Source organism: Rhizobacter sp. P2_G4, from assembly GCF_056403575.1.
This window is the reverse complement of the sequence record NZ_JBFUFG010000006.1, coordinates 274,538-300,413: the sequence shown is the minus strand read 5'-3', so window position 1 is coordinate 300,413 and position 25,876 is coordinate 274,538. Positions and strand designations below refer to the sequence as shown.

At 64.8% G+C, this 25,876-nt stretch carries 31 protein-coding genes; 10 read left to right on the top strand and 21 right to left on the bottom strand.

Going from position 1 to position 25,876, the window contains the following annotated elements:
- Positions 1–103 precede the first annotated feature (103 nt).
- Positions 104–673 (bottom strand): oligoribonuclease, encoded by a 570-nt coding sequence (gene orn, locus AC1DYS_RS22365; RefSeq protein WP_477903230.1) that lies wholly within the window; start codon positions 671–673, stop codon positions 104–106.
- Positions 674–717: 44 nt separating this feature from the next.
- On the opposite strand from orn, the gene AC1DYS_RS22360 reads away from it, so the two are divergent.
- The 3 genes from AC1DYS_RS22360 to rsgA are packed head-to-tail and all read left to right on the top strand — an operon-like array spanning position 718 to position 3,251.
- Positions 718–1,989, top strand: coding sequence for a M48 family metallopeptidase (locus AC1DYS_RS22360; protein ID WP_477903228.1), 1,272 nt, complete (start codon positions 718–720; stop codon positions 1,987–1,989).
- 2 nt (positions 1,990–1,991) lie between these two features.
- The gene (locus AC1DYS_RS22355; protein ID WP_477903226.1) at positions 1,992–2,321 is read left to right on the top strand and encodes a 4a-hydroxytetrahydrobiopterin dehydratase; all 330 of its coding nucleotides are present in this window, start codon (positions 1,992–1,994) and stop codon (positions 2,319–2,321) included.
- Between the two features lie 24 nt (positions 2,322–2,345).
- A complete protein-coding gene (rsgA, locus tag AC1DYS_RS22350) occupies positions 2,346–3,251 on the top strand; it encodes a ribosome small subunit-dependent GTPase A (protein ID WP_477903224.1) in 906 nt (301 codons plus the stop codon).
- Positions 3,252–3,258: 7 nt separating this feature from the next.
- Here the strand turns inward: rsgA and AC1DYS_RS22345 are convergent, their stop codons facing one another.
- The 6 genes from AC1DYS_RS22345 to rpsP form a co-directional block, all read right to left on the bottom strand.
- The gene (locus AC1DYS_RS22345) at positions 3,259–4,248 is read right to left on the bottom strand and encodes a CobD/CbiB family protein (protein WP_477903222.1); all 990 of its coding nucleotides are present in this window, start codon (positions 4,246–4,248) and stop codon (positions 3,259–3,261) included.
- A gap of 38 nt (positions 4,249–4,286) precedes the next feature.
- A complete protein-coding gene (locus AC1DYS_RS22340) occupies positions 4,287–4,976 on the bottom strand; it encodes a CoA pyrophosphatase (RefSeq protein ID WP_477903220.1) in 690 nt (229 codons plus the stop codon).
- A 63-nt stretch (positions 4,977–5,039) separates the two neighbouring features.
- Positions 5,040–5,393 carry a 50S ribosomal protein L19 gene (gene rplS / locus AC1DYS_RS22335; protein ID WP_047483733.1) on the bottom strand — a complete coding sequence of 118 codons (354 nt, stop codon included), beginning with the start codon at positions 5,391–5,393 and terminating at the stop codon, positions 5,040–5,042.
- A gap of 112 nt (positions 5,394–5,505) precedes the next feature.
- Complete coding sequence (trmD, locus tag AC1DYS_RS22330) at positions 5,506–6,258, bottom strand: tRNA (guanosine(37)-N1)-methyltransferase TrmD (protein ID WP_477903218.1); 753 nt, start codon at positions 6,256–6,258, stop codon at positions 5,506–5,508.
- Positions 6,259–6,271: 13 nt separating this feature from the next.
- A complete protein-coding gene (gene rimM, locus AC1DYS_RS22325; RefSeq protein WP_477903216.1) occupies positions 6,272–6,865 on the bottom strand; it encodes a ribosome maturation factor RimM in 594 nt (197 codons plus the stop codon).
- Between the two features lie 8 nt (positions 6,866–6,873).
- The gene (gene rpsP, locus AC1DYS_RS22320; protein WP_047483726.1) at positions 6,874–7,122 is read right to left on the bottom strand and encodes a 30S ribosomal protein S16; all 249 of its coding nucleotides are present in this window, start codon (positions 7,120–7,122) and stop codon (positions 6,874–6,876) included.
- A 179-nt stretch (positions 7,123–7,301) separates the two neighbouring features.
- Here rpsP and AC1DYS_RS22315 point away from each other — a divergent pair, with 179 nt between their 5' ends.
- Both AC1DYS_RS22315 and AC1DYS_RS22310 read left to right on the top strand, forming a co-directional pair.
- Entirely contained in the window at positions 7,302–7,838 is a 537-nt protein-coding gene (locus tag AC1DYS_RS22315) for a GNAT family N-acetyltransferase (RefSeq protein WP_477903213.1), read from the top strand.
- Positions 7,835–8,278, top strand: a complete 444-nt coding sequence (locus tag AC1DYS_RS22310; RefSeq protein WP_477903211.1) for a hypothetical protein — start codon at positions 7,835–7,837, stop codon at positions 8,276–8,278. Before AC1DYS_RS22315 ends, AC1DYS_RS22310 begins: the two co-directional genes overlap by 4 nt.
- A gap of 15 nt (positions 8,279–8,293) precedes the next feature.
- Here the strand turns inward: AC1DYS_RS22310 and AC1DYS_RS22305 are convergent, their stop codons facing one another.
- The 11 genes from AC1DYS_RS22305 to murJ form a co-directional block, all read right to left on the bottom strand.
- Positions 8,294–9,307, bottom strand: coding sequence for an inorganic phosphate transporter (locus AC1DYS_RS22305; protein WP_477903209.1), 1,014 nt, complete (start codon positions 9,305–9,307; stop codon positions 8,294–8,296).
- 19 nt (positions 9,308–9,326) lie between these two features.
- Positions 9,327–9,974: a DUF47 domain-containing protein gene (locus tag AC1DYS_RS22300; RefSeq protein ID WP_047483718.1), complete on the bottom strand. Its 648-nt coding sequence runs from the start codon at positions 9,972–9,974 to the stop codon at positions 9,327–9,329.
- A gap of 97 nt (positions 9,975–10,071) precedes the next feature.
- A complete protein-coding gene (locus AC1DYS_RS22295) occupies positions 10,072–10,731 on the bottom strand; it encodes a deoxynucleoside kinase (protein WP_477903207.1) in 660 nt (219 codons plus the stop codon).
- A complete protein-coding gene (locus tag AC1DYS_RS22290) occupies positions 10,731–11,084 on the bottom strand; it encodes a DMT family protein (protein ID WP_047483715.1) in 354 nt (117 codons plus the stop codon). The genes AC1DYS_RS22295 and AC1DYS_RS22290 overlap by 1 nt, the downstream gene beginning before the upstream one ends.
- Positions 11,085–11,133: 49 nt before the next feature.
- Complete coding sequence (gene folK / locus AC1DYS_RS22285; protein ID WP_477903205.1) at positions 11,134–11,628, bottom strand: 2-amino-4-hydroxy-6-hydroxymethyldihydropteridine diphosphokinase; 495 nt, start codon at positions 11,626–11,628, stop codon at positions 11,134–11,136.
- 12 nt (positions 11,629–11,640) lie between these two features.
- Entirely contained in the window at positions 11,641–13,173 is a 1,533-nt protein-coding gene (gene pcnB, locus AC1DYS_RS22280; protein ID WP_477903203.1) for a polynucleotide adenylyltransferase PcnB, read from the bottom strand.
- Positions 13,173–13,841, bottom strand: a complete 669-nt coding sequence (locus AC1DYS_RS22275; protein WP_477903201.1) for an HAD family hydrolase — start codon at positions 13,839–13,841, stop codon at positions 13,173–13,175. The genes pcnB and AC1DYS_RS22275 overlap by 1 nt, the downstream gene beginning before the upstream one ends.
- A complete protein-coding gene (hda, locus tag AC1DYS_RS22270) occupies positions 13,838–14,512 on the bottom strand; it encodes a DnaA regulatory inactivator Hda (protein ID WP_477903199.1) in 675 nt (224 codons plus the stop codon). Before hda ends, AC1DYS_RS22275 begins: the two co-directional genes overlap by 4 nt.
- Positions 14,513–14,542: 30 nt before the next feature.
- Complete coding sequence (locus AC1DYS_RS22265) at positions 14,543–15,604, bottom strand: AI-2E family transporter (protein WP_477903197.1); 1,062 nt, start codon at positions 15,602–15,604, stop codon at positions 14,543–14,545.
- 105 nt (positions 15,605–15,709) lie between these two features.
- Positions 15,710–16,579, bottom strand: a complete 870-nt coding sequence (locus tag AC1DYS_RS22260) for a SirB1 family protein (protein ID WP_477903195.1) — start codon at positions 16,577–16,579, stop codon at positions 15,710–15,712.
- Positions 16,580–16,587: 8 nt separating this feature from the next.
- The gene (gene murJ, locus AC1DYS_RS22255) at positions 16,588–18,153 is read right to left on the bottom strand and encodes a murein biosynthesis integral membrane protein MurJ (protein ID WP_477903193.1); all 1,566 of its coding nucleotides are present in this window, start codon (positions 18,151–18,153) and stop codon (positions 16,588–16,590) included.
- Positions 18,154–18,316: 163 nt separating this feature from the next.
- Between murJ and rpsT the strand changes: the two genes are divergently transcribed.
- Complete coding sequence (gene rpsT, locus AC1DYS_RS22250; RefSeq protein ID WP_047483699.1) at positions 18,317–18,616, top strand: 30S ribosomal protein S20; 300 nt, start codon at positions 18,317–18,319, stop codon at positions 18,614–18,616.
- A gap of 92 nt (positions 18,617–18,708) precedes the next feature.
- Here the strand turns inward: rpsT and AC1DYS_RS22245 are convergent, their stop codons facing one another.
- Positions 18,709–19,038: a DUF3579 domain-containing protein gene (locus AC1DYS_RS22245; RefSeq protein WP_477903191.1), complete on the bottom strand. Its 330-nt coding sequence runs from the start codon at positions 19,036–19,038 to the stop codon at positions 18,709–18,711.
- 230 nt (positions 19,039–19,268) lie between these two features.
- On the opposite strand from AC1DYS_RS22245, the gene AC1DYS_RS22240 reads away from it, so the two are divergent.
- From AC1DYS_RS22240 to AC1DYS_RS22225, 4 genes are all read left to right on the top strand, one after another.
- Positions 19,269–20,483 carry an aspartate aminotransferase family protein gene (locus AC1DYS_RS22240; protein WP_477903189.1) on the top strand — a complete coding sequence of 405 codons (1,215 nt, stop codon included), beginning with the start codon at positions 19,269–19,271 and terminating at the stop codon, positions 20,481–20,483.
- On the top strand, positions 20,480–21,412 hold the full coding sequence (argF, locus tag AC1DYS_RS22235) for an ornithine carbamoyltransferase (protein ID WP_047483694.1): 933 nt from the start codon (positions 20,480–20,482) through the stop codon (positions 21,410–21,412). Before AC1DYS_RS22240 ends, argF begins: the two co-directional genes overlap by 4 nt.
- Positions 21,413–21,505: 93 nt before the next feature.
- The gene (locus tag AC1DYS_RS22230) at positions 21,506–22,249 is read left to right on the top strand and encodes a metallophosphoesterase family protein (protein ID WP_477903187.1); all 744 of its coding nucleotides are present in this window, start codon (positions 21,506–21,508) and stop codon (positions 22,247–22,249) included.
- Positions 22,239–23,765 (top strand): protein kinase domain-containing protein, encoded by a 1,527-nt coding sequence (locus AC1DYS_RS22225; protein ID WP_477903186.1) that lies wholly within the window; start codon positions 22,239–22,241, stop codon positions 23,763–23,765. The genes AC1DYS_RS22230 and AC1DYS_RS22225 overlap by 11 nt, the downstream gene beginning before the upstream one ends.
- A 4-nt stretch (positions 23,766–23,769) precedes the next feature.
- Here AC1DYS_RS22225 and AC1DYS_RS22220 read toward each other — a convergent pair whose 3' ends face one another.
- Complete coding sequence (locus AC1DYS_RS22220; protein WP_477903184.1) at positions 23,770–24,168, bottom strand: RidA family protein; 399 nt, start codon at positions 24,166–24,168, stop codon at positions 23,770–23,772.
- On the bottom strand, positions 24,168–25,799 hold the full coding sequence (locus tag AC1DYS_RS22215) for a benzoate-CoA ligase family protein (RefSeq protein ID WP_477903182.1): 1,632 nt from the start codon (positions 25,797–25,799) through the stop codon (positions 24,168–24,170). Before AC1DYS_RS22215 ends, AC1DYS_RS22220 begins: the two co-directional genes overlap by 1 nt.
- Positions 25,800–25,876: the final 77 nt, after the last annotated feature.

Genomic DNA, 25,876 nt, shown 5'->3' with positions numbered 1-25,876 from the left:
ACGAAACGCTGCAATGATTGGGTCGTCCCAAGGGTCATCACAGCGAAGCCTCAGATTGTAATCGCTTCCGGGTTTTCCCGAAAGCCTTTTGTTGCGCTGCGCATTACTTGATCAGGAAATGCTCGCGGTAGTACGCGAGTTCGTCGATCGACTCGTGAATGTCGGCCAGCGCGGTGTGCGCTTGCGCCTTCTTGAACCCAGCCAGGATTTCGGGTTTCCAGCGCTTGGCCAGTTCCTTCAGCGTGCTGACGTCGAGATTGCGGTAGTGGAAGAAGGATTCCAGCTTGGGCATGTAGTTGGCAAGGAAACGCCGGTCCTGGCAGATGCTGTTGCCGCACATCGGCGAGGTGCTCTTGGGCACGTAACGCTTCAGGAACTCGATCACCTGGGCTTCGGCGCTGGCTTCGTCGATGGTGGAAGCTTTTACACGGTCAATGAGGCCGCTCTTGCCATGGGTGCCCTTGTTCCAGGCGTCCATCGCGTCCAGCGCCGCATCGGTCTGATGTACGGCGAAAACAGGCCCTTCGACGCGCTGCGTCAGGTTGGCATCGGTCACCACGACGGCGATCTCGATGATGCGGTCGGTATCGGGGTACAGCCCCGTCATTTCAAGGTCGATCCAGACCAGATTCTGGTCGCTGCTGGCAAGGGTGGTGTTTGAGGTATCGGTCATCTGGTTCTCCTTGAGGGCATTCTCGCAGCCTACACTTGGTGCCTATGGAAAGTACCGCGCTCACCCTGCTCTTTGCGGCGGCCTTGATGGCTTCGCTGCTCGTCAAGTTCTGGCTCGCCACGAGGCAGATGCGCCACGTGGCGGCGCATCGAGATGCGGTGCCCGCGCCCTTTGCGAAGACCATCACCTTGGCCGCGCACCAGAAGGCCGCCGACTACACGCTGGCCAAGGGCCGCTTCGGTTTGCTGACCACCGCCTTCGGCTCGGCGGTCTTGCTGGGATGGACGCTTCTGGGCGGCCTGGATGAGTTGAATGTGCTGGTGCGCGACGCCGTCGCGCCGCGTTTCGGTGCCATGGCCTACCAGCTCGCATTGCTGGCGTCGTTCACGATCATCGGCAGCCTGCTCGACCTCCCGTTCGAGCTGTACAGCACCTTCCGCCTCGAACAGCAGTTCGGCTTCAATCGCATGACCTTGAAGCTCTACATCGCCGATGCGCTGAAGGGTGCGCTCGTTGGCGCGCTGATCGGCTTGCCCATTGCGGCCCTGATTCTCTGGATCATGGGTGCCGCCGGTTCACTGTGGTGGCTGTGGGCCTGGGKCGCATGGGTGGTATTCAACCTCGCAGCGCTGGTGCTCTACCCCACCCTGATTGCGCCCATCTTCAACAAGTTCCAGCCCCTGGCCGACGAGTCGCTGAAGACCCGTGTGCAAACGCTGATGACCCGCTGCGGCTTCAAGGCCAAAGGCCTGTTCGTGATGGACGGCAGCAAGYGCTCGGCCCACGCCAATGCGTACTTCACCGGCATGGGCGCGGCCAAACGCGTTGTCTTCTTCGACACGTTGCTATCAAAGCTTTCCCCCGGTGAAGTGGAAGCCGTGCTCGCGCACGAACTCGGCCACTTCAAGCACAAGCACGTGACCAAGCGCATCGTCTCGATGTTCGCCATCAGCCTGGCCGGATTTGCTTTGCTGGGCTGGCTGTCCGGCCAGGCGTGGTTCTATACCGCCCTCGGCGTGCGCCCCTCGCTCGGCGCACCGAATGACGCGCTCGCGTTGCTGCTGTTCCTGTTGGTGGTGCCGGTGTTCGGCTTCTTCGTGTCGCCGCTGTTTGCGCAGCTGTCGCGCAAGCACGAGTTCCAAGCCGACGCCTACGCCTGCGCGCAGTCCAGCGGGCAGGATCTGGCCGCGGCCCTCTTGAAGCTGCATGAAGACAACGCCTCGACGCTGACACCCGACCCGCTGTACGTGCGCTTCTATTATTCGCACCCGGCGGCGTCGGAACGTCTGGCCGCCATCCAACTTCAAGGGAGCTAGCCGTGACCAACCTGCTGCATCAGAAATGCCAGGCACAAAACACCCATGCGATGACCGACACGGAGGTCCGCAACCACCTCGCACAGATCAGCGGCTGGCATCTGGCGGGTGGTTCCATCGAAAAGAGTTTCTCGTTCAAGAACTACTACGAGACCATCGCGTTCGTGAACGCACTGGCCTGGATTGCCAACACCGAAGACCACCATCCTGATCTCGCAGTCAGCTATGACCGCTGTGTGGTGCGCTTCAACACGCATTCGGTGAACGGCGTCTCGATCAACGACTTCATCTGTGCGGCCAAGGCCGATGCGTTGGTGGCCTTTGTCGGCTGACGCGGTGGCAGTGGCGGCGGCCCGTTGAGCAAGTTCGCTTCGCTCGACCTGGGGTTGGTGGTGGCCGGGTACGGCCGCCACTACATCGTGGAATCTCCCGAAGGCACACGCATCATCTGCCACCCTCGGGGCAAGAAGAGCGACTGCGTGGTTGGCGACCGTGTGCGCTGGCAGGCCAGTGGCGATGAAGGCGTGATAGAGCACGTCGAGCCGCGCCGCAACCTGCTGTTCCGGCAAGACGAGTGGAAGACCAAGTCGTTCGCGGCCAACCTGGACCAGATCCTTGTGATGGTGGCCAGCGAGCCGGTGTTCAGTGAGTCGCAATTGGCGCGTGCGCTGATGGCGGCCGAAAGCGCCGGCATTGCCGCACGCATCCTGCTCAACAAGGCCGATCTGCCACAGATCGACGTGGCCCGCGAGCGCTTGAAGCCGTACTCGAACATGGGCTACGACGTGCTGGAGGTCGCACTCAAGGCGCGGCCAGACGAAGCAAGGCAAAAGCTGGCCGATCTGCTGGCAGGCAAGGCCACCCTCGTCCTTGGCCCCAGCGGCACGGGCAAGAGCACGCTGATCAACCTGCTGGCACCCGACGCAAAGGCGCAGGTGGGTGAAATCTCGCAGGCCCTGAACTCCGGCAAACACACGACAACGACCACGCAGTGGTACTGGCTGGACGCTGAACGGCGAACGGGCTTGATCGACTCACCCGGCTTCCAGGAGTTCGGTCTGCGACAGATCAGCGCACAGGAGCTGCCGCGCCTGATGCCCGACCTCGACGACGCGTCCAAGCTCTGCAAGTTCTACAACTGCACGCATCTGCACGAGCCCGGCTGCGGAGTCCGTGCTGCCTTGGAGCGCGGCGACATCACCGAGCCGCGTTATCGCATCTACACCGAGATCTTTGCCGAGCTGTCCCAGTCACGGCACTGATCGATCTCTAACCGATTAGGTTGGCCAGCGACAGCAAGGCCAAGAGCAGCATCCACAAGACCACCGAGCGCCACACCAGACCGACGATGCTGCGCAGGTGATCGAGCTGGGGCAAGGTGCCCGGCGTTGAACCTTCGGCTCCCGCCGTCTCATCCATGATGCCTGCATCGAAGGTCTTGGACCGATCGGGCGTGACGCCAGGTGCGGCGCTGCCGCCGAGTTGCACGCCCACCGCACCCGCAGCAGCGGCGAGGATGATCCCCTCGTTGGCGTGTCTCCACAGCCCCGCATCACGTCGCCAGCAGGTCACGGCTTCTTCGAAGTTGCCCACCACCGCAAAACCGAAGGCAGTGAGACGGGCCGGCAGGTGATCGATCAACCCGAACAGGCGCTGCGACAAAGCCAGCAGCCGCTCGTTGCTCGGCACACCGACGACACGACTCTTGAACGCCCAATAACGGCTCGCGAACTCAGCCATGCGATACAGCACGGCACCCGCAGGCCCGAAGCCGAGGGTCGACAGCACAACGAACCAGAAGAACACACCGAAGACATGCCGGTGCGCCGCGAGCAGCGAATGCTCGACCACATGGCGCAGCAACTCGGTACGCGGCAGCTCGCTCGCATCGAGATGCCGCCATTCCGCCAACAGCCTGCGGGCAGTGGCTTCATCGCCGCGCTGCAGCGCATCACGGATGTCAGTGAAGTAGTGGCTGAACTGCCGAAAGCCCATGGTGACGTAAAGCACCGCCACGTTCCACACCAGCGCCAGCAGCAAGTTGACATGGGCGATGGCCAGGTAGATCGCCCATGAGGCAAGGGCCGGCACCAGCGCGGTAACGCCCCACACCACCCACGCGTGGTGGTCCTTGCCCGCATCGAAATTGCGGCCAGTCCAACGCATCCAACCTGTGAGAGCGTCGTGGACGAAGTTGCTACGTGGCAAGGGTTTCAGCTGCTCGACAAGCAGCGCAAACAAGACGGCGAAAAAGCTCATGTGCCGGGATGATAGCGGCGAGCTTTCACGCCACGAGGCTACGCAACGAGAAAGCGGTAGAGGTTGCGAAGCATCGCGGCTGTCGCGCCCCAAACGAAGTAGCGACGCGGCTGGCCTGCCGCATCGACACCCTCCCACGGCATCGAGAGAAACTCCCGCTTGCTCCCGTTGACTTCGACGACATGCCAGCGGTGGTTCGCCGGGTTCATCAGGAACGACAGCGGCACCTCGAAGACATCTGCCACTTCGAACGGGTCGATCTGAATGCTGAAGTCCGGCTGCACCAGCCCGATAACCGGCGTCACGATGAAGCCGGTGCCGGTGGTGTACGTCGGCAACTGGCCGATCACGTCGATCTGGCCAGGCTTTAGCCCGATCTCTTCATGGGCTTCACGCAGGGCCGTGGCGACAGCATCCGCGTCTTCAGGCTCGGCGCGCCCTCCCGGGAAACTCACTTGACCCGGGTGATCCGTGAGGTGATCGGTGCGCTGCGTGAGCAGCACGGCAAGGCCTTCGTCACGCTGCACCAGAGGCACAAGCACCGACGCATGTGTCGGTGTTCGACTGGTGGTGAATTGCCGCTCGACCACGATCTCAGGTGACCAGACCGGCGGCTGGTGGAATCTCCGGCGCAAGGCTTCGGCTTGCAACTCGGCCGCGATGACCGCCGGCAGATGGTCGTCCACCGAACGCACGGGTAACTCGAGGGGATCGAAACTCAAAGCCATGGCGAGATTGGAAACGAAAAAAGCCGCCCGAGGGGGCGGCTTCTTCCTTGGAGCAACGGGCGCTTAAGCCAGCTTTTCTTTGATTCGAGCCGACTTGCCCGAACGGTCACGCAAGTAGTACAGCTTGGCGCGGCGCACATCACCACGGCGCTTGACTTCGATGTTCGAGATCAGCGGGCTGTACAGCTGGAACGTACGCTCCACGCCTTCGCCGCTCGAAATCTTGCGGACGATGAAGCTGGAATTCAGGCCACGGTTGCGCTTGGCGATGACCACGCCTTCGTAAGCCTGGACGCGCTTGCGCGTGCCTTCGACCACGTTGACGCTGACAATCACCGTGTCGCCGGGAGCGAACGGAGGGATGGTCTTGTTGAGGCGAGCAATTTCTTCTTGCTCGAGGGTTTGGATGAGGTTCACAGGCTTTCTCCTTGTGATCGTGCCAGCGCGGGTGTTTGACGCAGATGCTGCTGTTGTGGGCCGGGTCCGTGGACCCTGGCCGCTCCGGGGCAGAGGATCGAAAAGCCCTCGATTATAGCCCAAGGGAGAGCAGGTACTTCTCGTCAGCCTTGCTCAAACCTCCACGCTTGCGCAAAGCCTCGATCAAGTCGGGCCGCCGGTGAGCCGTCAGTTCCAGCGACCGCTCGCGGCGCCAGCGGGCAATCTCGGCATGGTGGCCGGACAGCAGCACCGCCGGCACGGCCGACTCGCCCTCGGGCGTGGCCAGCGCCTCGGGGCGGCTGAAATGCGGGCAGTCCAGCAGCCCATCGGAGAAGCTGTCTTGCTGATGCGACTGGGCATCCCCGAGCACGCCGTCTTGCAGACGCGCCACGCCATCCAGCAGGGCCAGCGCGGGCAATTCGCCACCCGACAGCACGAAATCGCCCAGGCTCAGCTCCACGTCGACATGACGGTCGATGAAGCGCTGATCGATGCCTTCATAGCGCCCGCACAGCAGCACGGCTCCAGGACCTCGAGCGAACTCTGTGACCAGAGCCTGGTCGATGCGTTGGCCGGTGGGCGAGAAATGCACCACAGGAGCCGCATCGGCACGGACCGCGCGGATGGCCTGAAGCGCCCTCTCCAGTGGTTCAACCAGCATCACCATGCCTGGGCCGCCGCCATACGGGCGATCGTCTACCCGGCGATAGGCGTTGTCGGCAAAGTCGCGCAGCGGCCAGAGTTTCACGTCGACCTGACCCGACTCGAAGGCCCGGCGCGTGATGCCCTGCGTCAGATGAGGCGCAAACAACTCCGGAAACAGCGTGATGACGTCGATGCGCATGCTCGGCGCTGGATCAGTAGTCCAGACCCCAGTCCACGGTGATGCGCTTCTCGGCCATGTTCACATCGTCGACGTAAGCGGCCACGAACGGAACAAGCCGCTCTTCGGCCTTGGGGTCGTCGGACTGAATGCGCAGCACGCTGTGGGGCCCGGTGTCGATCAAGCCGACCACGGCGCCCAGTGCATCGCCCTGCTTGTTGACCACCGACATGCCGATCAGGTCGACCCAGTAGTACTCATCGGCATCGGCCGTGGGGAAGCTCGAGCGCCCGATGAAGATGCGCGCGCCGCGCAAGGCTTCAGCACCACTTCGGTCCTCGACCTCCTGGGCTTGGGCCACGACCACGTCGCCATGTTCCTTGGCCGCGGTGATTTTCAGCAGAGAGGGATAAGCGGATGCCTTGGCACCCAGCCGCTTGAGAGCGGCTTCTTCCGGTGGCTTGACGAACCAGCGGCGGGAAGAGAAAAGAGCCTGTGGGTCGGATGCAAAAGGCTGGACCTTGATCCAGCCTTTCACACCCCAGGCATCGACAACGCGGCCGACCTCGATCGCATCCTCGGGCCAGGCCGGGTCGAGCCCACTGGCGACCGAGGGCGTCGCAGCCACGGTTGACGTCAGGCTGCGGCCTTGGCTTGCGCCACCAGGCGAGCCACCGTCGGCGACAGCTGAGCGCCGTTGCCAGCCCAGAAGTCGACACGGTCGAAAGCCACGCGCAGCGGCTGCTCGGCCCCGGCGGCCACCGGGTTGTAGAAACCGACGCGCTCGATGAAGCGGCCGTCGCGGCGGTTCCGGGAATCGGACACCACGATGTTGTAGAACGGACGCTTCTTCGCGCCACCACGTGCAAGTCGGATCACGACCATGTTGTTTCCTTGAATCTTGAAAACATCCACCGCACCAGGAGACACTCAGGGCAAGCAGATCAAAAGGGCAAAGGCGCAGGGCCTCTGCCATGAGCTCGATGTCGTAGATACGCCGGCTTTCGGCCGACCGCCATCGAAACCGCGCATTATAAACTCAACTGTCATTCTGGAGTGCAACCTTGACCCTTCCCGTGATCCGCGCCAGCGCATCAGCCGATCTTCCCCACATCACCGCCATCTACGGCTGGAACGTGCTGAACGGCACCGGCACGTTCGAACTGGACGCGCCTGACTTGGCCGAAATGACTCGCCGCCGCGATGACGTCCTCTCAAAGGGCCTGCCCTGGTTGGTGGCCGAACGCGAAGGCCAGATCCTCGGCTACGCCTATGCCAACCACTTCAGGCCGCGCCGCGCCTACCGTTTCTGCCTCGAGGACTCGATCTATCTGTCCGAAGTAGCGCGCGGCCAAGGTGTCGGCAAACTGCTGTTAACCGAACTGCTGAAGCAATGCGAAGCACTCGGAGCACGCCAGATGCTGGCCGTGATCGGCGACTCGGCGAACGCCGGCTCGATCGGCGTGCACCGCAGCCTGGGCTTCGAGCACACCGGCCTGCTGAAGGCCAGCGGCTGGAAGTTCGATGCCTGGCGCGACGTGGTCCTGATGCAGCGCGCATTGGGTGCCGGCAACAGCGTGCCGCCTGAAAGCGGCCAATGAGTTCATACAAATCGAAGACGCTGGCGACGTGGATCGCGCTGCTGGGCGGCGGCCTCGGTCTGCACCGCTTCTACCTCTACGGCTTGCGCGACGTCTGGGGCTGGCTGTGGTGGTTGCCGACCCTCGTCGGCGCGTACGGCGTCGCGCGCGTGCTGAAGTACGGCCAGGACGACCAACTGGCTTGGGCGCTGGTACCGCTGCTCGGCATCGCGCTCGCGGCCAGCATGCTGGCCGCCATCGTCTACGGCGTGACGTCGGACGACAAATGGAATGCCCGCTTCAATCCGCAGGGCCGCACCCACCAAACCGGCTGGGGGGTCGTCTTCGGCTTGGTGCTCTCGCTGCTGGTGGGGTCGACCGTGCTGATGTCGACCATCGCCTTCAGCGGCCAGCGCTACTTCGAGTACCAGATCGAAGAAGGCCGCAAGATCAGCCAGTGATCAGGCGCCTGGGAATCACGCGAACAGCGAGAAACTGACCCAGTAGAAGATTCCAGCCACGAAGGCTGATGCCGGGATGGTGAAGATCCAGGCCCACACGATGTTGCCCGCCACGCCCCAGCGCACGGCGGAGGCGCGGCGAACCGAGCCCACGCCGACGATGGCACCTGTGATGGTGTGGGTGGTCGACACCGGTACGCCCAAGGCCGTCGCGAGGAACAGCGTCATCGCGCCGCCCGTCTCGGCGCAGAAGCCGCCCACCGGCTTGAGCTTGGTGATCTTCTGCCCCATGGTCTTGACGATGCGCCAGCCACCAAACATCGTGCCCATGCCGATCGCGAGATAGCAGCTCCAGATCGTCCAGGCTGGCGGCAACTTGTCGCCAGCAGATGAGTAACCAGTGGCGATGAGCAGCATCCAGATGATGCCGATGGTCTTCTGCGCATCGTTGCCGCCGTGGCCCAGGCTGTACAGCCCGGCCGAAAGGAGTTGCAGGCGTCGGAACCAGTTGTCCACGCGCAGCGGCGAGCTGCGCCGACAAATCCATGCCACCGCCACCATCAAGAGGGATCCGAGCACGAAGCCGAGCAATGGCGACACAAAGATGAAGGCCACCACCTTGAACACGCCGGCGCCCACCAGCGCGCTGACGCCGGCCTTGGCGATCACCGCCCCGCAGATGCCGCCGATCAGCGCATGCGACGAGCTCGACGGGATGCCGTACCACCACGTCACCACGTTCCACACGATCGCACCGATCAGCGCACCGAACACCACGTGGTGATCGACGACACCCGGGTGCACGATGCCCTTGCCCACCGTGGCCGCCACATTGAGGTGAAACACGAGGATCGCCAGCACATTGAAGAATGCGGCGAACAGCACAGCCTGCTGCGGCTTGAGTACGCCGGTGGACACGACCGTGGCGATGGAGTTCGCCGCGTCGTGGAAGCCATTCATGAAATCGAACAGGATGGCGAGCACGACCAGCAAGGCCACTACCCAGAACGCTACCTGGATTGTTTGCATCCGCAGATCCGCCTGCGGGTCAGGAATTTTCGAGGACGACGCCCTCGATCAGATTGGCCACGTCTTCGCATCGATCAGAGATGGACTCGAGCTGCTCGTAGATGGCCTTGAGCTTGATCAGCTCGCGCACATCGGTTTCTTCGCGGAACAACTTCGACATGGCCGAGCGCATCACGCGGTCGGCGTCCGATTCGAGCTTGTCGATTTCTTCACAGGTCTTGATGGCCGCTTCGGCGGCATCGGTCTGGTTGAGCTTGGGCAGCAGCGACACAGCATGCTGTACGCGCTCGCAGCACTTGGCGCTCAGGTCGCCCAGGCGCAGCACTTCCTCGGTCATGGCGCGCACGTCGTAGAGCTGCATGGTCTCGGTGGCGTCTTGCAGCAGGTCGACGATGTCGTCCATCGCATTGATCAACCCATGGATCTGCTCGCGGTCGATCGGCGTGATGAAGGTCTTGTGCAGCAGGCGGTTGACCTCGGCGGTCACCTTGTCGGCAGCACGCTCGGCGGTCACGACTTCGTTGGCGTGCTTCTCGCGGAGATCGATGTTGCTGTAGTTGTCGATCATCGCGATGAAGGCGTGTGCACCTTCGACGATGTAGGCCGCATGCTGGTTGAAGAGCTCAAAAAAATTACCTTCTCGCGGCAGCAGCTTGCCAAACAGCATGGTGGTTTCTCCCAGGGAATCAGCCGCTTGACGTCGCTCGAGGGCGAGGCGTCACGGTTCTGTCACAAAACGACAGGCGCGAGTGTAGCGCTGCGTTTCAGCCCGGTTCGTGCGGCGACAGGTCGAAGATCGCGCGCGGGCCTTCAAAGGCGGCCAGCGCCTCGATCAGCGCATTGAAGTCTTGCGTCCGCTCGACCGGGTTGAAGTGCTCGCTGTTGACCACCATCAAGGGCGCACCGGCGAAGGTCTGGAAATGGGCCGCATAGGCGTCGCACAGCCGCTGCAGGTAGACAGGGTCGATGCGCTGCTCCATCGCGATACCGCGTTGGCGAATGCGCTGCATCAGCACCGGCGGTGTGGCCTGCAGCCAGATCACCAGGTCAGGCTGCGGCAGTTGCTGCGACACCTGCGCGTACATCTGGCTGTAGAGGCGGTACTCCTCATCGCTTAGGTTCATGCGGGCGAACAACGCGTCTTTTGCCAGCGTGAAATCGCTGACGACCGACTTCGAGAACATGCCCGGCTGCGCCAGTTCGCGCACCTGCCGCATGCGCTGGAACAGGAAGAACACCTGCGTCTGGAAGGCGTAACCCGGCAGGTCGTTGTAGAAGCGCTCGAGGTACGGATTTTCCTCGGCCCGCTCCAGCATCAGCTCGGCACCCTGGTGGGCCGCGAGCCGCCGCGCGAGCGAGCTCTTGCCCACGCCGATGGGGCCTTCGATGGCGATGTGGTGAAAGCGATCGAGGCCGGGCTTCATCAACTGCGGAAGATGAAGTACACCGCGCCGACAAGGCACAGCCCGGCCCAGACGTAGTCGAGCTTGAAGGGCTGGTTCATGTAGACCATCGCAAACGGCACGAACACCGCCAGCGTGATCACCTCTTGCGTGATCTTCAGTTGCGCCAGCGTGAAGCCCCCGGCGTAGCCGATGCGATTGGCCGGCACCTGCAGCAGGTACTCGAACAAGGCAATGCCCCAGCTGATGATGGCCGCCAGGTACCACGGCTTGTCCGCCAGATTCTTCAGGTGGCCGTACCAGGCGATCGTCATGAAGACGTTGGATGCCGCCAGAAGCAGTACGGTTTGCAAGGGGACTGAAACGCTGTTCATGCTTTGTTCTTGGGATTGTTTGCACAGGCGGCCGAGCTCTTGGTTGAGCTCATGTCGCTTCCTTTTGAATGCGTTGACCCGCCACATCGATCAGCAGTTGCCGCAAGCCACCCCGACCCGGAATCATCAGATCGGCAGGGGCCACCTCCGCCAGCGGCACTAACGCGAAAGCGCGTTCGTGCAAACGAGGGTGCGGCACGGTGAGCCTGGGCGAGACCAGGGTCGCATCCCCATACAGCAGCAGGTCAAGGTCGAGCGTGCGTGGCGCATTACGGTAGGGCCGCTCGCGACCGTGCATGGCCTCGACGCGCTGCAACTCAGTCAGCAACTCATCGGGCGCGAGACGGGTCTCCAGCACGGCAACGGCATTCAGGAAATCGGGGCCCAGCGCATCGACCGGCGCCGTTCTGTAGATCGACGACACCCGATGCAGCTGCGTCTGAGGCAAGACAGCCAGCGACTCTTGCGCGGCCTTCAGTGCGGCAGCCGGGTCACCGAGGTTGGCACCCAGTCCGACATAGGCCAGCACGGGGGCCGTCGCCACGCGTTCCTCGCCTCAGTGCGACTCACTGGAGGAGGCGCCTGCGTCGGCACCTCCCGGCTTGCGGCGACGGCGGCGGCGCTTCCTGGGCGCATCGCTGACTTCAGCGGGCGCGTCGCTCGGCTCGGCCACGGCCGCCGCACTGGCAGGCACGCGCCGGCGCGGTGTGTCATGCGCGCGCGATTGCTGAATCATCTCGGTACGCGTTTGCTCGTCGGCGAGCGAGAACTTCTCCCACCACTCGCTCAGTTCCGCGTCGATCTCGCCGGCGTCCGCACGCAGACGCAGGAAATCGAAGCCCGCGCGGAAACGCGGCTGCTCCACCAGCGTCATGGGGCCGCTGCCCGTGCGGCGCTCGAAGCGCGGCTGCATCAGCCAGATCTCGCGCATGTCGGCCGCCAGCTTGCCGCGGCCAGAGATGTCGCCGATTCGTGCATCAAACACCGAATCGACCGCCTGCTGCAAGGCAGGATACGGCGCTTCGCCCTTCTTCTTGAGCTTGCTCCAGCCGTCGAGCACGTCGTGCCACAACATGCACGCCAGCATGAAGCTCGGCGCCACCGGCTTGCCTTCGCCAACACGGCGGTCGGTATCGGTCAGCGCGAGTTCGACGAACTTGGCTCGCTCCGGGTGCTTGGCGGTATCGGCCAGCACCACGTCGAGGATGGGGAACACGCCGCTGCGAGCGCCAACCAAGCCCTGCTTGCGCAGCTCTTGGATGCTGGCCAGCGAATGGCCGGTCTGCAGCAGCTTGATCATCTCGTCGAAGGTGCGCGAGGCGGGCACGCTCTCGAGCAACGCGGCCATTTCCTGGATCGGCGCACGTGTCTTAGGGTCGATGGCGAAGCCGAGCTTCGCCGCAAAGCGGATCACGCGGATGATGCGCACCGGGTCTTCTCGGTAGCGCGTGGCAGGGTCGCCGATCATGCGCAGCACCTTCTTCTTCGCGTCCTTGATGCCGCCGTGGTAGTCGACCACGATCTGCTTCTGCGGGTCGTAATACATGGCGTTGACAGTGAAGTCGCGCCGCGCAGCGTCTTCGATCTGCGGGCCCCACACGTTGTCGCGCAGCACGCGGCCGGCAGCGTCGACCACATGGGTCTTGCCGGCGAGCTCGCTCTTCGACGTCTTCTCGTTGCCGGCCACCTGCTCGGCCGCCGCCGAATCCATCATCGCGCGGAAGGTCGAGACCTCGATCACCTCGTGCTCGCGCCCGCGGCCGTAGACCACGTGCACGATGCGAAAGCGCCGGCCGATGATGAAGGCGCGGCGGAACAGGCCTTTCACCTGCTCAGGCGTGGCGTTGGTGGCAACGTCGAAATCCTTGGGCCGCAAACCGACCAGCAGATCACGCACCGCGCCGCCGACGATGTAGGCCTCGTAGCCCGCATCGGCCAGCGTCTTGACCACGCGCACCGCGTTCTCGTCGACGAGATTCAGGTCGATCTGGTGCTCGGACGCCGGCACTTCGACCCGCTTGCCCTTGGGGATGCCGGGCTTGGCCGTGCTGGATTTGCCCAGCAGCTTGTCAATGAACTTTTTGATCATCAATCGAACAGTCGAAGAATGCGCCAGCCCCGCTCACGGGCAATCGCCTCGAGCGGGGGAGATGGGTTGGTTGCCACAGGGTCGCTTGCCAATTCGAGCAGGGGCAGATCGTTTGCCGAATCGCTGTAGACGCTGATGCGCTCGAAGTCTTGCAGTCGATAACCCAGGCCTTCCAGCCACTGCTGCGTGCGCACCGTCTTGCCTTCTCGAAACGACGGAGTTCCCTCGATTCGGCCCGTGATATTACCCGCCGGCCCCTTTTCGAGACGAACGGCCAGCAGATGGTCGACGCCGAAGGCGCGGCCGATGGGCTCGGTGACGAACTCGTTGGTGGCCGTGACGATCGCGACCAGATCGCCCTGCTCGTGGTGGCGCTGAATCAGTTGCTGGGCCACAGGCCGGATCGCCGGTGTGATCGCTTCACGCATGAAGCGCACATGCGCCGCCTGCATCTCGTCTGCCGGACGATCACGCCACGGGCGGGTCGCGAACTCGATGTACTCGTGGATGTCGAGCGTGCCGGCCTTGTACTGCGCGAAGAAGGCATCGTTGCGGCGAGCGAATTCGACCGGCTCGACCCAACCCTGGCGCACGACGAAATCGCCCCACGCATGGTCGGAGTCGAGCGGCAGCAGGGTCTCGTCGAGATCGAACAGACAAAGATTCATGGGGCAGTTTTTTCTTCGGCCAGCATCTGCTTGAGCAGCGGCACAGTGATGGCGCGCTTGTGCACCAGGGCGAATTCGTCAAGGCGGTCGAGCACCGCCATCAGGTGCTTCAGGTCGCGCGCAAAACGGGTCAGCAGGTAGTCCATCACGTCATCGGACAGGAAGAGGCCGCGGCGATCGGCTTCGCGGCGCAGCGCTGCGCGGGCCTCGGGTTCGGCCAGCGGAGCGATGGCGAACACATGGCCCCAGCCCAGGCGGCTGCGCAGGTCATCGCGCAGCGGCAGATCGACCGGAGGCACATGGCCCGCCGCAGCCACCGGAATGCCATGCGTGGTGGCTTCGACGAAGAGCGCAAACGCGGCCTGCTGCTGGGTGTCGTTGAAGCGATCGCAATCGTCGAACACGATCAGCATGTCGCTCTCTTCGAACTGCCACGGTGCCGGCTCCGACGCGCTGAACCAGCTCGCTCGTCCACCGAGCTGCTGCACATGGCTCGCCAGAGCCTGCAGCAGGTGGGTCTTGCCCACGCCCGAAACGCCCCACAGGTAGACCGGCGCCGCTTGCTGAGTCAAACCGCGCAGATGCGCCAGCGCCGGTGCGTTGGGCCCGGCCACATAGCTGTCGAATGAGCGGACAGGCTCATTGGCGATGGCGAGGGGAATCTGTCTCATGCAGAACGAAGCGTCATGGTGCCGCCTGCCTCAGCCCTGGTACAGCTTGCTGTCGACATACAGCGTGTACAGCCGGCCCGTGGCCACCACCAGCACGGCACACACCGGTAGCGCGATCAGCACACCGACGAAACCGGCCAGGTGGCCAAAGGCGAGCAGCGCGAAGATTACCGTCAGCGGGTTGATGCCGATGCGCTCACCCACAAGGCGCGGCGTCAGGATGAAGCTTTCCAGCACCTGGCCCACGCCGTACACCACCGCCACGGCGATCACGCCGTACCAGCTGGCGAACTGCAGCACGCCGGCAAGCAGCGCCAGCACCAGGCCGAGGCCGAACCCAAGGTAGGGAATGAACACCGCAAGGCCGGTGAACACACCCACCGGCACCGCGAGATCGAAGCGGAACAGAGCCAACCCCACGCTGTAGTACACGGCGAGAATGACCATCACGAGCAGCTGCCCGCGCAGGTACTGCCCGAGCATCTCATCGCAGTCGTTCAGGAAAGATTGCACTCGCGCGCGCAAGCGTGGCGGAATGAGCCGGTGCAGTCGCGCCGAGAGCTGGGGCCAGTCCATCAGCAGATAGAACAGGACCGCGGGCACCAGCACCGCATTGCCGATCAGGGCCAGCAGAAAACTGCCGCCGATGCGCGCCGAGCTGAGCGCGGCGCTTAGGCCATCTTCGATGTTCGCGCCGAGGTATTTGACGACAAAGTTCCTGATGCTGGTGCTGTCGAGCGAGACGTCGACACCGAACTGCGCCAACCATGGCGACATGGTGCCGTTGAGCTTGTCGGCCAACACCGGCAGGTGTTCACGCAGCAGCGGCAGCTCCTTGGACAGGATGGGCACGATGAGCAGCAGCACCGCCGCGATGAGCACGAACGCCACCACCTCGATCAACGTAACTGCCAGCACGCGTGGCACCTTGCGGGCTACCAGGCGGTCCACTGTCGGCAGCAGGACGTAGCCCAGCACGCCGGCAATCAGGAACGGTGCCAGCACCGGTGCCAGCAGCCAGATGAGCAAGGCGCCTGCCAGGGCAATCAGAAGCCAGGAGAGGGTTTGCCGCTGGGCGTTGGTGAGTTGCATCGAGGCTCGCAAAACTCGGAGGGGGCGGACTGCCGGTCGGGAGTCGGCAAGCACGAAGGGGCAAATTCTAAGGCCAGAACGAGCAGTGCTGACTTTGCATACAGCTCAGTGCAAAGGCCCTGAACCGCGCTCGCGCAATGCCAGCAAACGCTCACCGATGGCCGTCCGGTCGGTGGCCTTCGGGGAATGGGCCAGGTACTCTGCCAAGTCCAGCATCGCACCGGCGACTTCCCCCATTTCGGCCAGCACGATGCCGCGGTCGCGCCGTTCTTCCCAGGCCTGCGGCAGCAACACGACGAGGCGGTGCAGCACGCCCAGCAGGCGGGGCCAGTCTTGGCTGCTGCGGTAAATCTCTTTCAGATTGCGCAGCATGCGGGCCAGCACGTCTCGCGCTGGTGCGGCCTGCAGGAACAGGCCCAGCGGCACATCGAAGTCGCCGGTCAGGCCCTGGCTCTGGCGATAGGGCATGAGCAGTTCGTCGAGTTGCTCGCGTGACAGCGACTGGCCGGTGAACGGGTCGATCACGACCTCGCCCTCCGACAACCGCAGTTTGATCAGGAAGTGCCCGGGGAACGACACGCCGCGCGCCGCCAAGCCGATCTGCGTGGCGAGCTCGATATAGAGCACCGCCAGCGTGATGGGAATACCGCGGCGCGTTTCAAGCACGGTGCTCAGCAAGCTGTTGCCGGGGTCGTAGTAGTTGTTGACGTTGCCCGAGAAGCCCAGCTCCTTGAAGAAGAAGTGGTTCAGCACGCGCAGGCGCTGCCGCGAACCCGCATCGGCCGGCACGCGCCGCTTGAGGCGTTCAGCCAGCGCATCGATCTGCCCGAGCACCGCTTGCGTGTCGAGCCCGGGATGCTCGTCCTGGGCAATCGCGACGGCGGCTTCGACGAGGGGCAAGCTGGCGTCGTCGGCCACCAGCATGGCGAAGTACTCGAGGGGCGTTGAGGCGAGGAACTGCAGGCGACCGGGCATGGTGAAGATTATCCGCGCCGCACGAGCTGCCGAAGCGGCATCCCACTCGCCAGCAGGCAACCGAAATACACCACCGCGGCGGCCGCCAGCACGCCCGCCATCCAGCCGGCGCGGATGAGCGTGGTGCTGTGCAGCCAATCGAGGTGCCGGCCCGCCCACCACAGCCCAACACCCATCACGGCACTGGCGCCCATCAGGCGCGCCAGGTACAGGGCCCAGCCCGGCGCGGGCTTGTAGCTGCCCCGGCGCCACAACAGGAAGAGCAGCACGCCGGCATTGACCATGCCGCCGAGGCCCGTAGACAGCGCCAGCCCGGCGATGCCGAGGTTGAAGCCGAACACGAAGACGGCGTTGAAAAGCTGCGTCAGCACCAGCACCGCCACGCCCACTCGCACCGGCGTGCGCGTGTCGTCGCGGGCAAAGTACCCGGGCGCGAGGATGCGGATCGACACGATGCCCAGCAACCCGACGCCGTAACCGGCCACGGCGCGTGCGGCCAGCTGCACGTCCTGCGGCCCGAAAGCCCCCCGCTGAAACAGCGTGGCGACCAGTGGCTCTGAAAAGACCAGCAGCGCGACCGCGCAAGGCAGCGCCAAAAGCAGCAGCTGGCGCAACCCCCATTCGATGAGGTCCGAGTAGGCCGCATCGTCCTTGCGCGCATGCGCGGCGGCAAGCTGCGGCGTCAGCACCACGCCCAGCGCCACACCGAGCAGGGCCGAAGGGAACTCCATCAAGCGGTCCGCGTAGGTCAGCAGAGACACGGCACCCGCGCCCAGGTGACTGGCGATCTGGGTGTTGATGAGCTGGGAAATCTGCGCTACCGACACGCCCAGCAACGAAGGCGCCATCCGGCGCAACACGTTCTTCACCCCTTCATGCGACCAGGCGTCGCGCAAGCGCTGCCAGCCCAGACCGAAATGCGGCAACGCCCCGACGCGCTTGAGCGCCGGCACCTGCACCGCGAGCTGCAGCACGCCGCCTACCATCACCCCGGCGGCAAGGCTGTAGATCGGCTCAATGCCCCAGCGCTTGAAGAGCGGCGTGAGCAGCAGCATCGAAGTGATCCAGGCGACGTTCAGCAGCACCGGTGTGGCGGCAGGCACCACGAACCGGCGCTGGGTGTTCAGGATGCCGGCCGACAGCGCCACCAGCGACATGCAGGCGATGTACGGAAACATCCAGCGCGTCATCAGCACCGCCGGCTCGTAGCCGCCGCTCTTCTGCAGCCCGCTGCCCATCAGCCACACCAGCAGCGGCGCACCGACCACGCCGAGCACGCACAGCACCACCAGCGTCCACAGAAGCACCGTGGCCACCGCGTCGATCAGGCGCCGCGAAGCCTCTTCGCCATCGCGGGCCTGCGAAGCCGCGAGCAAAGGCACGAAAGCCTGCGAAAAAGCGCCCTCGCCCACCAGCCGGCGCAACAGATTGGGGATGCGGAACGCCACGTTGAAGGCATCGGTGAGCGCATTGGCCCCGAACAGCGAGGCCTGCAGCACATCCCGCAGGAGGCCCGTGATGCGCGATGCGAGGGTCAGCAGAGAAACAGTGGACGCAGCACGCAGCAGGTTCATGGAGGGCCGTAAGCGGGCGGGAACGCCGCCTCTGATGCGGGCGGATTATGGCCGCTCGGTAGCACTCGCTAACGTCGGCTCCGTCAGTTTGCGGGCTTGCACTTCGGGCTGCTATACTCGCGGACTTCGCTTATTCTGGCGTCCTACAAAGACAGCTCCAAACATGGCTACCTCTTCCAAAGTCAAAAAGACGGTCCGCATCGCTTCGGGCCGCAAGCGCGTCCGTCAAGACGTGAAGCTCAACGCAGCCAACACCGCGCTGCGTTCCAAATTCCGCACCGTCGTCAAGAATGTCCAGAAGGCCGTTGTCGCTGGCGACAAGGTCAAGGCAGCCGAGCTGTTCAAGTCGGCCCAGAGCGTGATCGATTCCGTGGCCGACAAGGGCCTGTTCCACAAGAACAAGGCCGCTCGCCACAAGAGCCGCCTGTCGGCCAAGGTCAAGGCACTGGTTGCTGCTGCCTGATTCAGGTTTCCAGATAGCGAAGCAAAAGCCCGCCTAGGCGGGCTTTTTGTCGACTGAGGCCCGCATCGCTGCGGGCCTTTTTCATGGGCCGCTCAGGGCGTGTTCTTGGGCGGATCGGGCAGCAGGCAGGCCTCGATGACCTGAAGCTCGTTGTCGCGGGCGAAATGCATCACGAAGTCCCACGCCATGGGTTCGATCGAGCGCAAGGCCTCGTTGACGATCACGCACTTCACGCCGTCGATCGTGCGCGGCACGCAGTAGGGCGAATAGCCGATGAACGCTCCGCGCCCGCCCACCGATCCCTCTGGGCGAAAGCACGACATGGCGCCCGCCAGCCGCTCGGCCCAGTCACTGGGTCGAAAGGTCTTGCCGTCCTTGGTCAGGCCCTGGATGAAGTATTCGCGCGGGACGGGAGTAGACATGCGATGGCACGAGGTTGCAGGAGCCCGCGCCTTCAGTTGTTCTTGCCACAGGAAGCGGGGCGATCCGGCGGGTATTGTGCCGCGTTTGTGCTGCAGCGCAGCACCGTCGGCGAGTGTGGAAACGTCAACCATGCACACTTATCGGCAGTGCTGGGGTCGACCCTTAGAATCAAACGCTCCCTGGCGAGCACGCCTGCCCGCCTTGTCATATTCGTCACAGGACGCCCGCCATGAATGCCCCTGACAAAGTCCCCGCCCGCCCCGATCCGCACGTGATGCAAACCTACGGCCGTCTGCCGATGGCGCTCGCGTACGGCCGAGGCTGCTGGCTGTGGGACACCGAGGGCAAGAAGTACCTCGACGGCCTTGCCGGCATCGCCGTCAACACGCTGGGCCACGACCACCCAAAGCTCGTGCCCGCGTTGCAGGACCAGGTCAGCAAGTTGATCCACACCTCGAATTACTACCAGGTGCCGCTGCAGGAACAACTCGCTGCGAAGCTGGTTGAGGTCTCGGGCCTCAGCAACGTGTTCTTCTGCAGCACCGGCCTCGAAGCGAACGAAGGCGCGCTCAAGATCGCTCGCAAGTTCGGCCATGACAAGGGCATCGAGAGGCCCGAAATCATCGTCTACGAAAAGGCGTTCCACGGCCGTTCGATCGCCACGCTTTCGGCCACCGGCAACACCAAGGTGCAGGCCGGCTTCGGCCCATTGGTCGAAGGCTTCGTGCGCGTGCCCTTGAACGACATCGCCGCCGTGCAGCAGATCGCCGAAACCAACCGCAACGTGGTCGCGGTGTTCCTAGAAGTGATTCAGGGCGAAGGCGGCATCAACCCGACCACGTCCGAATACCTGCGCGCCGTGCGCAAGCTCTGTGACGAGCAGGGCTGGTTGCTGATGCTCGATGAAGTGCAATGTGGCATGGGCCGCACCGGCAAGTGGTTCGCCCACCAGTGGGCCGGCATCAAGCCCGACGTCATGCCCCTGGCCAAGGGCCTGGGTTCCGGCGTTCCGGTGGGTGCGATCGTTTGCGGGCCCAAGGCGGCAAGCGTGCTCGGTCCAGGCAACCATGGCAGCACCTTCGGCGGCAACCCTCTGGCCATGCGCGCCGGCGTCGAGACGCTGCGCATCATGGAAGAAGACAAGCTGCTCGAGAACGCCAGCCGCATGGGCGCGCTGCTGAAAGAAGGCCTGCAGCGCGAGCTGGGCAGCCTGCCGGGCGTGGTGGACATCCGCGGCCAGGGCCTGATTCTCGGCGTCGAACTCGACCGCAACTGCGGTGAGCTGCTGGGCCAGGCCGCTCAGGCGGGCCTGATGATCAGCGTGACGGCCGACCGCGTGATCCGCCTGTTGCCGGCGCTCATCATCAACGAGAGCGAGATCAACCAGCTGCTGGCCATCCTGTGCCCGTTGGTCAAGACCTTCCTCGCGCGGCACGCGCCATGAAACCGGGCATGAGCCTGATGAAGCACTACCTGCAGTTCAAGGACCTCCGCGCCGAAGAGTACGCGTACCTGTTCGACCGCGCGGCGGTCATCAAGAAGCGTTTCAAGAACTACGAGAAGTACACGCCGCTGGTCGACCGCACGCTGGCAATGATCTTCGAGAAGGCCAGCACGCGCACGCGCGTGAGCTTCGAGGCCGGCATGTACCAGATGGGCGGTTCGGTGGTGAACCTCACCACCGGCGACAGCCAGCTCGGCCGTGCCGAGCCGGTGGAAGACAGCGCACGCGTCATCAGCCGCATGGTCGACATCGTGATGATCCGCACCTACGAGCAGACCAAGATCGAGGCCTTTGCCGCCAACTCGCGCGTGCCGGTGATCAACGGCCTGACCAACGAGTACCACCCGTGCCAGATCCTGGCCGACGTCTTCACCTTCATCGAGCACCGCGGCAGCATCGCGGGCAAGGTGGTGGCGTGGGTCGGCGATGGCAACAACATGGCCAACACCTGGCTGCAGGCGGCCGACATCCTCGGCTTCACCCTGCACGTCAGCACGCCCGGTGGCTACGAGATCGACCCCAAGGTAGCGGGCGTCTCCAACACCCGTTGCGTGAAGACCTTCAAGAACCCGCTCGACGCCTGCCGTGGCGCACACCTGGTCACCACCGATGTGTGGACCAGCATGGGCTACGAGGCCGAGAACGAGGCGCGCATGAAGGCCTTCGCCGACTGGTGTGTCGACGGCGAGATGATGGCCGCCGCGCAACCCGACGCCCTCTTCATGCACTGCCTGCCCGCCCACCGCGGCGAAGAGGTCGAGGCCGAGGTGATCGACGGGCCGCAATCGGTCGTCTGGGACGAGGCTGAGAACCGGATGCACGTCCAGAAGGCCCTGATGGAATTTCTGCTGCTCGGCCGCATCGGCTAAGGCAATGACCGCCCCCACGTCGCTTCGCTCCTGCCCCCCGGGGGAGCGCCACCCGGCTTGGGGCGGCCCGGCGCTCGGGCGAACGGCGGCAAGATGAAACTCGCCCTAGTCACCGACCTGCACGCCAACCGCGAGGCCGTCGAAGCGGTGCTCGCGCATGCGCAGAGCCAGGGTGCCGAGCAGCACGCGTTCCTCGGCGACTTCGTTGGCTACGGCGCCGATCCGGGCTGGGTCGTCGACTGCGTGCGTGAGCACGTGTCGCGCGGCGCATTCGCCGTCAAGGGCAACCACGACGCTGCAGCCGTGATGGGGCCCCAGCCCACGATGGTGAACGATGCGCGCGAGGTCGTCGCGTGGACGCACGAACAGCTGCAACCCGATCAGCTCGACTTCCTCGCCTCGCTGCCGTTCACCGCCATCGACGACACCCGGCTGTTCGTGCATGCCAACGCCTTCGCGCCACCCGAGTGGGGCTACATCCATGCCCGCTCCGACGCCGTGCAAAGCATGCAGGCCACGGCCTGCCGCATCACCTTCTGCGGCCACGTGCACGAGCCACGGCTCTACCACCTGGCCACCACCGGCAAGGTAGGCGAGTTCGCGCCGGTGCCCGACGTTGTGATCCCGCTGTCTCCGCAGCGGCAGTGGCTGGTGATCCCTGGTTCGACCGGTCAGCCTCGCGACAACAACCCTGCCGCCTGCTACGCGATGTTCGACACCCAAAGTGCCGAACTCACCTTCCACCGCATTCCCTACGACCACGACACCGCCGCTGCCAAAGTGCGCGCAGCCGGCCTGCCCGAGCGCCTGGCGCAGCGCCTGCAAGATGGCGGCTGAAATCGGCAACACCGACACCGGCGTGCCGTTCGAAGTGGCCGCGCCGGCCACGCACCCCTTGCGGCCGCTGCAAGCCGGCCAGGTGATCGATGGCTTCCGGCTCGAACGCCACCTGCACCAGGGCGGCATGGCGCATCTGTGGCAGGTCAGCGCCGTCGAAGCCGACAGCGCCAACGGCATGCCGCCGGGCAGCGACAACCTGATGCCGCTGATCATGAAGGTGCCGCGCATCCTCGGCGGCGAAGACCCGACCAGCATCGTCGGCTTCGAGGTCGAGCAGATGATCCTGCCCAAGCTCTCGGGCATCCACGTGCCGCGCTTCGTTGCCAAGGGCGACATCACGCGCCAGCCCTACATCGTGATGGAGCGCATCGCCGGCAACTCGCTGCGCAGCCGGTTCGATGCCGCGCCGCTGCCCATCGCCGAGGTCGTGAGCATCGGCACGCGCGTGGCGACTGCGCTGCACGACCTGCATCGCCAGCACCTGGTGCACCTCGACGTGAAGCCGAGCAACATCATGTTCCGCGAGAGTGGAGAGGCCGTGCTGGTCGACTTCGGGCTGTCGCGTCACGACCATCTGCCCGATCTGCTCGACGAAGAGTTCGAGCTGCCGATGGGCACCGCGCCCTACATGTCGCCCGAGCAGGTGCAGTTCGTGCGCAACGATCCGCGCAGCGACCTGTTCGCCCTGGGTGTCATGCTCTATCACCTGACCACCGGGGAGCGCCCCTTCGGCTCGCCCGACAGCGTGCGCGGCCTGCGCGAGCGCCTGTACCGCGACCCGTTGCCACCACGCACGCTGCGCATCGACTGCCCGCCGTGGCTGCAAGAGATCATCCTGCAAGCACTCGAACCGCTGCCCGACAAGCGCCAGCAAACCGGCGCGCAGCTCGCCTTCGAGTTGCAGAACCCCGACCAGGTGCCACTCACCGAACGTGCCACGCGGCGATCACGCAGCGGCACGATGAAGGTGCTGGGCCGCTGGTTCTCTGCCATGGGCGCCGAGCCCATGGCCCGCGTCGACGCCACCAACCAGCTCGCCCGCAGCCCCATCCTGCTGGTCGCGGTGGACGTGGCCAATGCCGAGCGCGAGCTGCTCGACACGTTGCGTCTCACCGTCGAACGCCTGTTGCAGACCGAGCCCGGCGCGCGGCTGGCATGTCTTGCGGTGATGAAGATCAACCGCATCGGCATGGACGAGTTGATGGAGCGCGACGGCAGCAGCAAGCACGTCAACCTGCTGGTGCAGCTGAGGCACTGGGCGCGCCCGCTGGTGCAGTCGCTCAAGCTGCCCACCGAGGCGCAAGCGGGCCGCGTGACCTTCCATGTGCTGGAAGCGCCCGACACCGCCACGGCCATCATCGACTACGCGCGCAAGAACCAGGTCGACCACATCGTGATGGGCGCACGCAGCAGCGGCGTGCTGCGTCGCTATCTCGGCAGCGTGTCGACCCAGGTGGTCTCGCAGGCCGACTGCAGCGTCACCGTGGTCCGCGCGCCTGCGCCGGAGCGCTGAGTCTCTACAGGGCCGGCGGCAACACCGCCGTCACCTCGATCTCGACCTGCGCGCGGTCTTCCATCAGCGCCGACACCTGCACCGCACTCATCGCAATGCCATAGGCGCCGATCAGCTCGCGGAACACGGCGCCCACCTCGCGCCCGCGCGCCAGGTACTCGCGCTTGTCCGTCACGTACCAGGTCATGCGCGCAATGTGCTGTGGGCCCGCACGCGCCTCGCCCAGCACGGCCAGCACGTTGAGCAGCGCCTGCCGCACCTGGCCGACGAAGTCGTCGGTCTCGAACTGGCACTGCGCATTCCAGCCGATCTGCCCTGCGACGAACACCTGCATGCCCTGCGCAGCCACGCCGTTCGCATAGCCGCGCGGTGGCGCCCAGCCGGGCGGTTGAAGAACTTTCATCAGATCCTTTCGGGGGCTGTGGCCGTGCCTGCTGCCAACTGGCGCAGACGAAAACGCTGCAGCTTGCCAGTCTCGGTGCGCGGCAGGCTGGCGCAGAACACCACGGCACGCGGGTACTTGTACGGGGCGATGGTTTGCTTCACAAAGTCCTGCAGTGCCTTCACCTGCGCCTCCCCCGCTTCATGGCCAGGGCGCAGCACCACATAGGCTTTCACGATCTGCCCGCGCTCCTCATCGGCCACACCCACCACGCCGCACTCAGCGACGGCCGGGTGCAGCAGCAGCGCAGCTTCGACCTCGGGGCCGGCGATGTTGTAGCCGCCGGAGATGATCATGTCGTCGGTGCGCGCCTGGTAGACGAAGTAGCCCTGGTCGTCCACCAGGTACGCGTCGCCGGTGAGGTTCCAGCCGTCGTGCACGTAGTCACGCTGCCGCTCGTCGGCAAGGTAGCGGCACCCGGTCGGGCCCTTCACGGCGAGCCGGCCCACCTGGCCGGGTGGCAACGGCTTGCCTTCGTCATCGATCACGCAGGCCTGGTAGCCGGGCACCACGAAGCCGGTGGCACCGGGCTTGGCATGGGCTTCATCGTGCGAGATGAAGATGTGCAGCATCTCGGTGGACCCGATGCCGTCGATGATCTCGATGCCGGTGGCGTCCTTCCATAGCTTGCGCGTGGCCGCGGGCAGCGCTTCACCGGCCGACACACACTGGCGCAGCGAGCTGATGTCGTGCGACTTCACCAGCGGGGCCATCGCGCGGTACGAGGTGGGTGCCGTGAAGAGCGTGGTGGCGCGGTACTGTGCGATCGCCAGCGGCAACTGATCGGGGCTGGGCTTGTCGATCAGCACGCAGGCCGCGCCCACCGACATGGGGAACAGCAGCAAGCCACCGAGCCCGAAGGTGAAGGCAAGCGGCGGGCTGCCGATGAACACGTCGTCGGCTTTCGGCCTCAGCACATGGCGCGGCCAGCAGGCACAGGCGGCCATCACGTCGCGGTGGAAGTGCATCGTGCCTTTGGGCTCGCCGGTGGTGCCTGATGTGAAAGCCATCAGGCACACATCGTCCGCTGCGGTCTGCACGGTCTCGAACTCGGCCGACTGATGCACGGCACGCGCTTCGAGCTCGCCTTGCGCGCCCGGGTTGAAGTGCAGCACCTGCATGAGCGTGGGGCAACCAGGCCGCGCCAAGGCCAGCTCGTCGGCCAACCGCACGTCGCACAGCGCATGGCTGATGCGCGCCTTGCGCACGATCTGCGTGAGTTCCTTCGCGCGCAGCAGCGGCATGCTCCCCACCGCGATGCCACCCGCCTTGACGACTGCGAACCAGCACGCCGCGAGCATCGGCGTGTTGGGCCCGCGCAGCAGCACGCGGTTGCCGCTCACCAAGCCCAGCTCGTCGACGAGCACGTGGGCGATGCGGTTCACCTGTGCCTGCAGCTCGGCATACGTCCAACGCACGCCGTGGCCCAGCAGGCAGGGGCGGTCGCCACGGCCTTCGGCCACCCAGCGGTCGAGCAACTCTGCAGCGCAGTTCAGCGCGGCGGGGAATTGCAGCTCCGGCCGGTCGAACACGAACTCGGGCAACAGCTCGGGCGGTGGCAGGTGATCGTGCGCGAAGGTGTCGACGTGCATTTCAGGCTTCCCGCCGGGCCGCCCCAAGGGAGGCCTGCGCCCCCTCGGGGGGCAGTGAACGGAGTGAACGTCGGGGC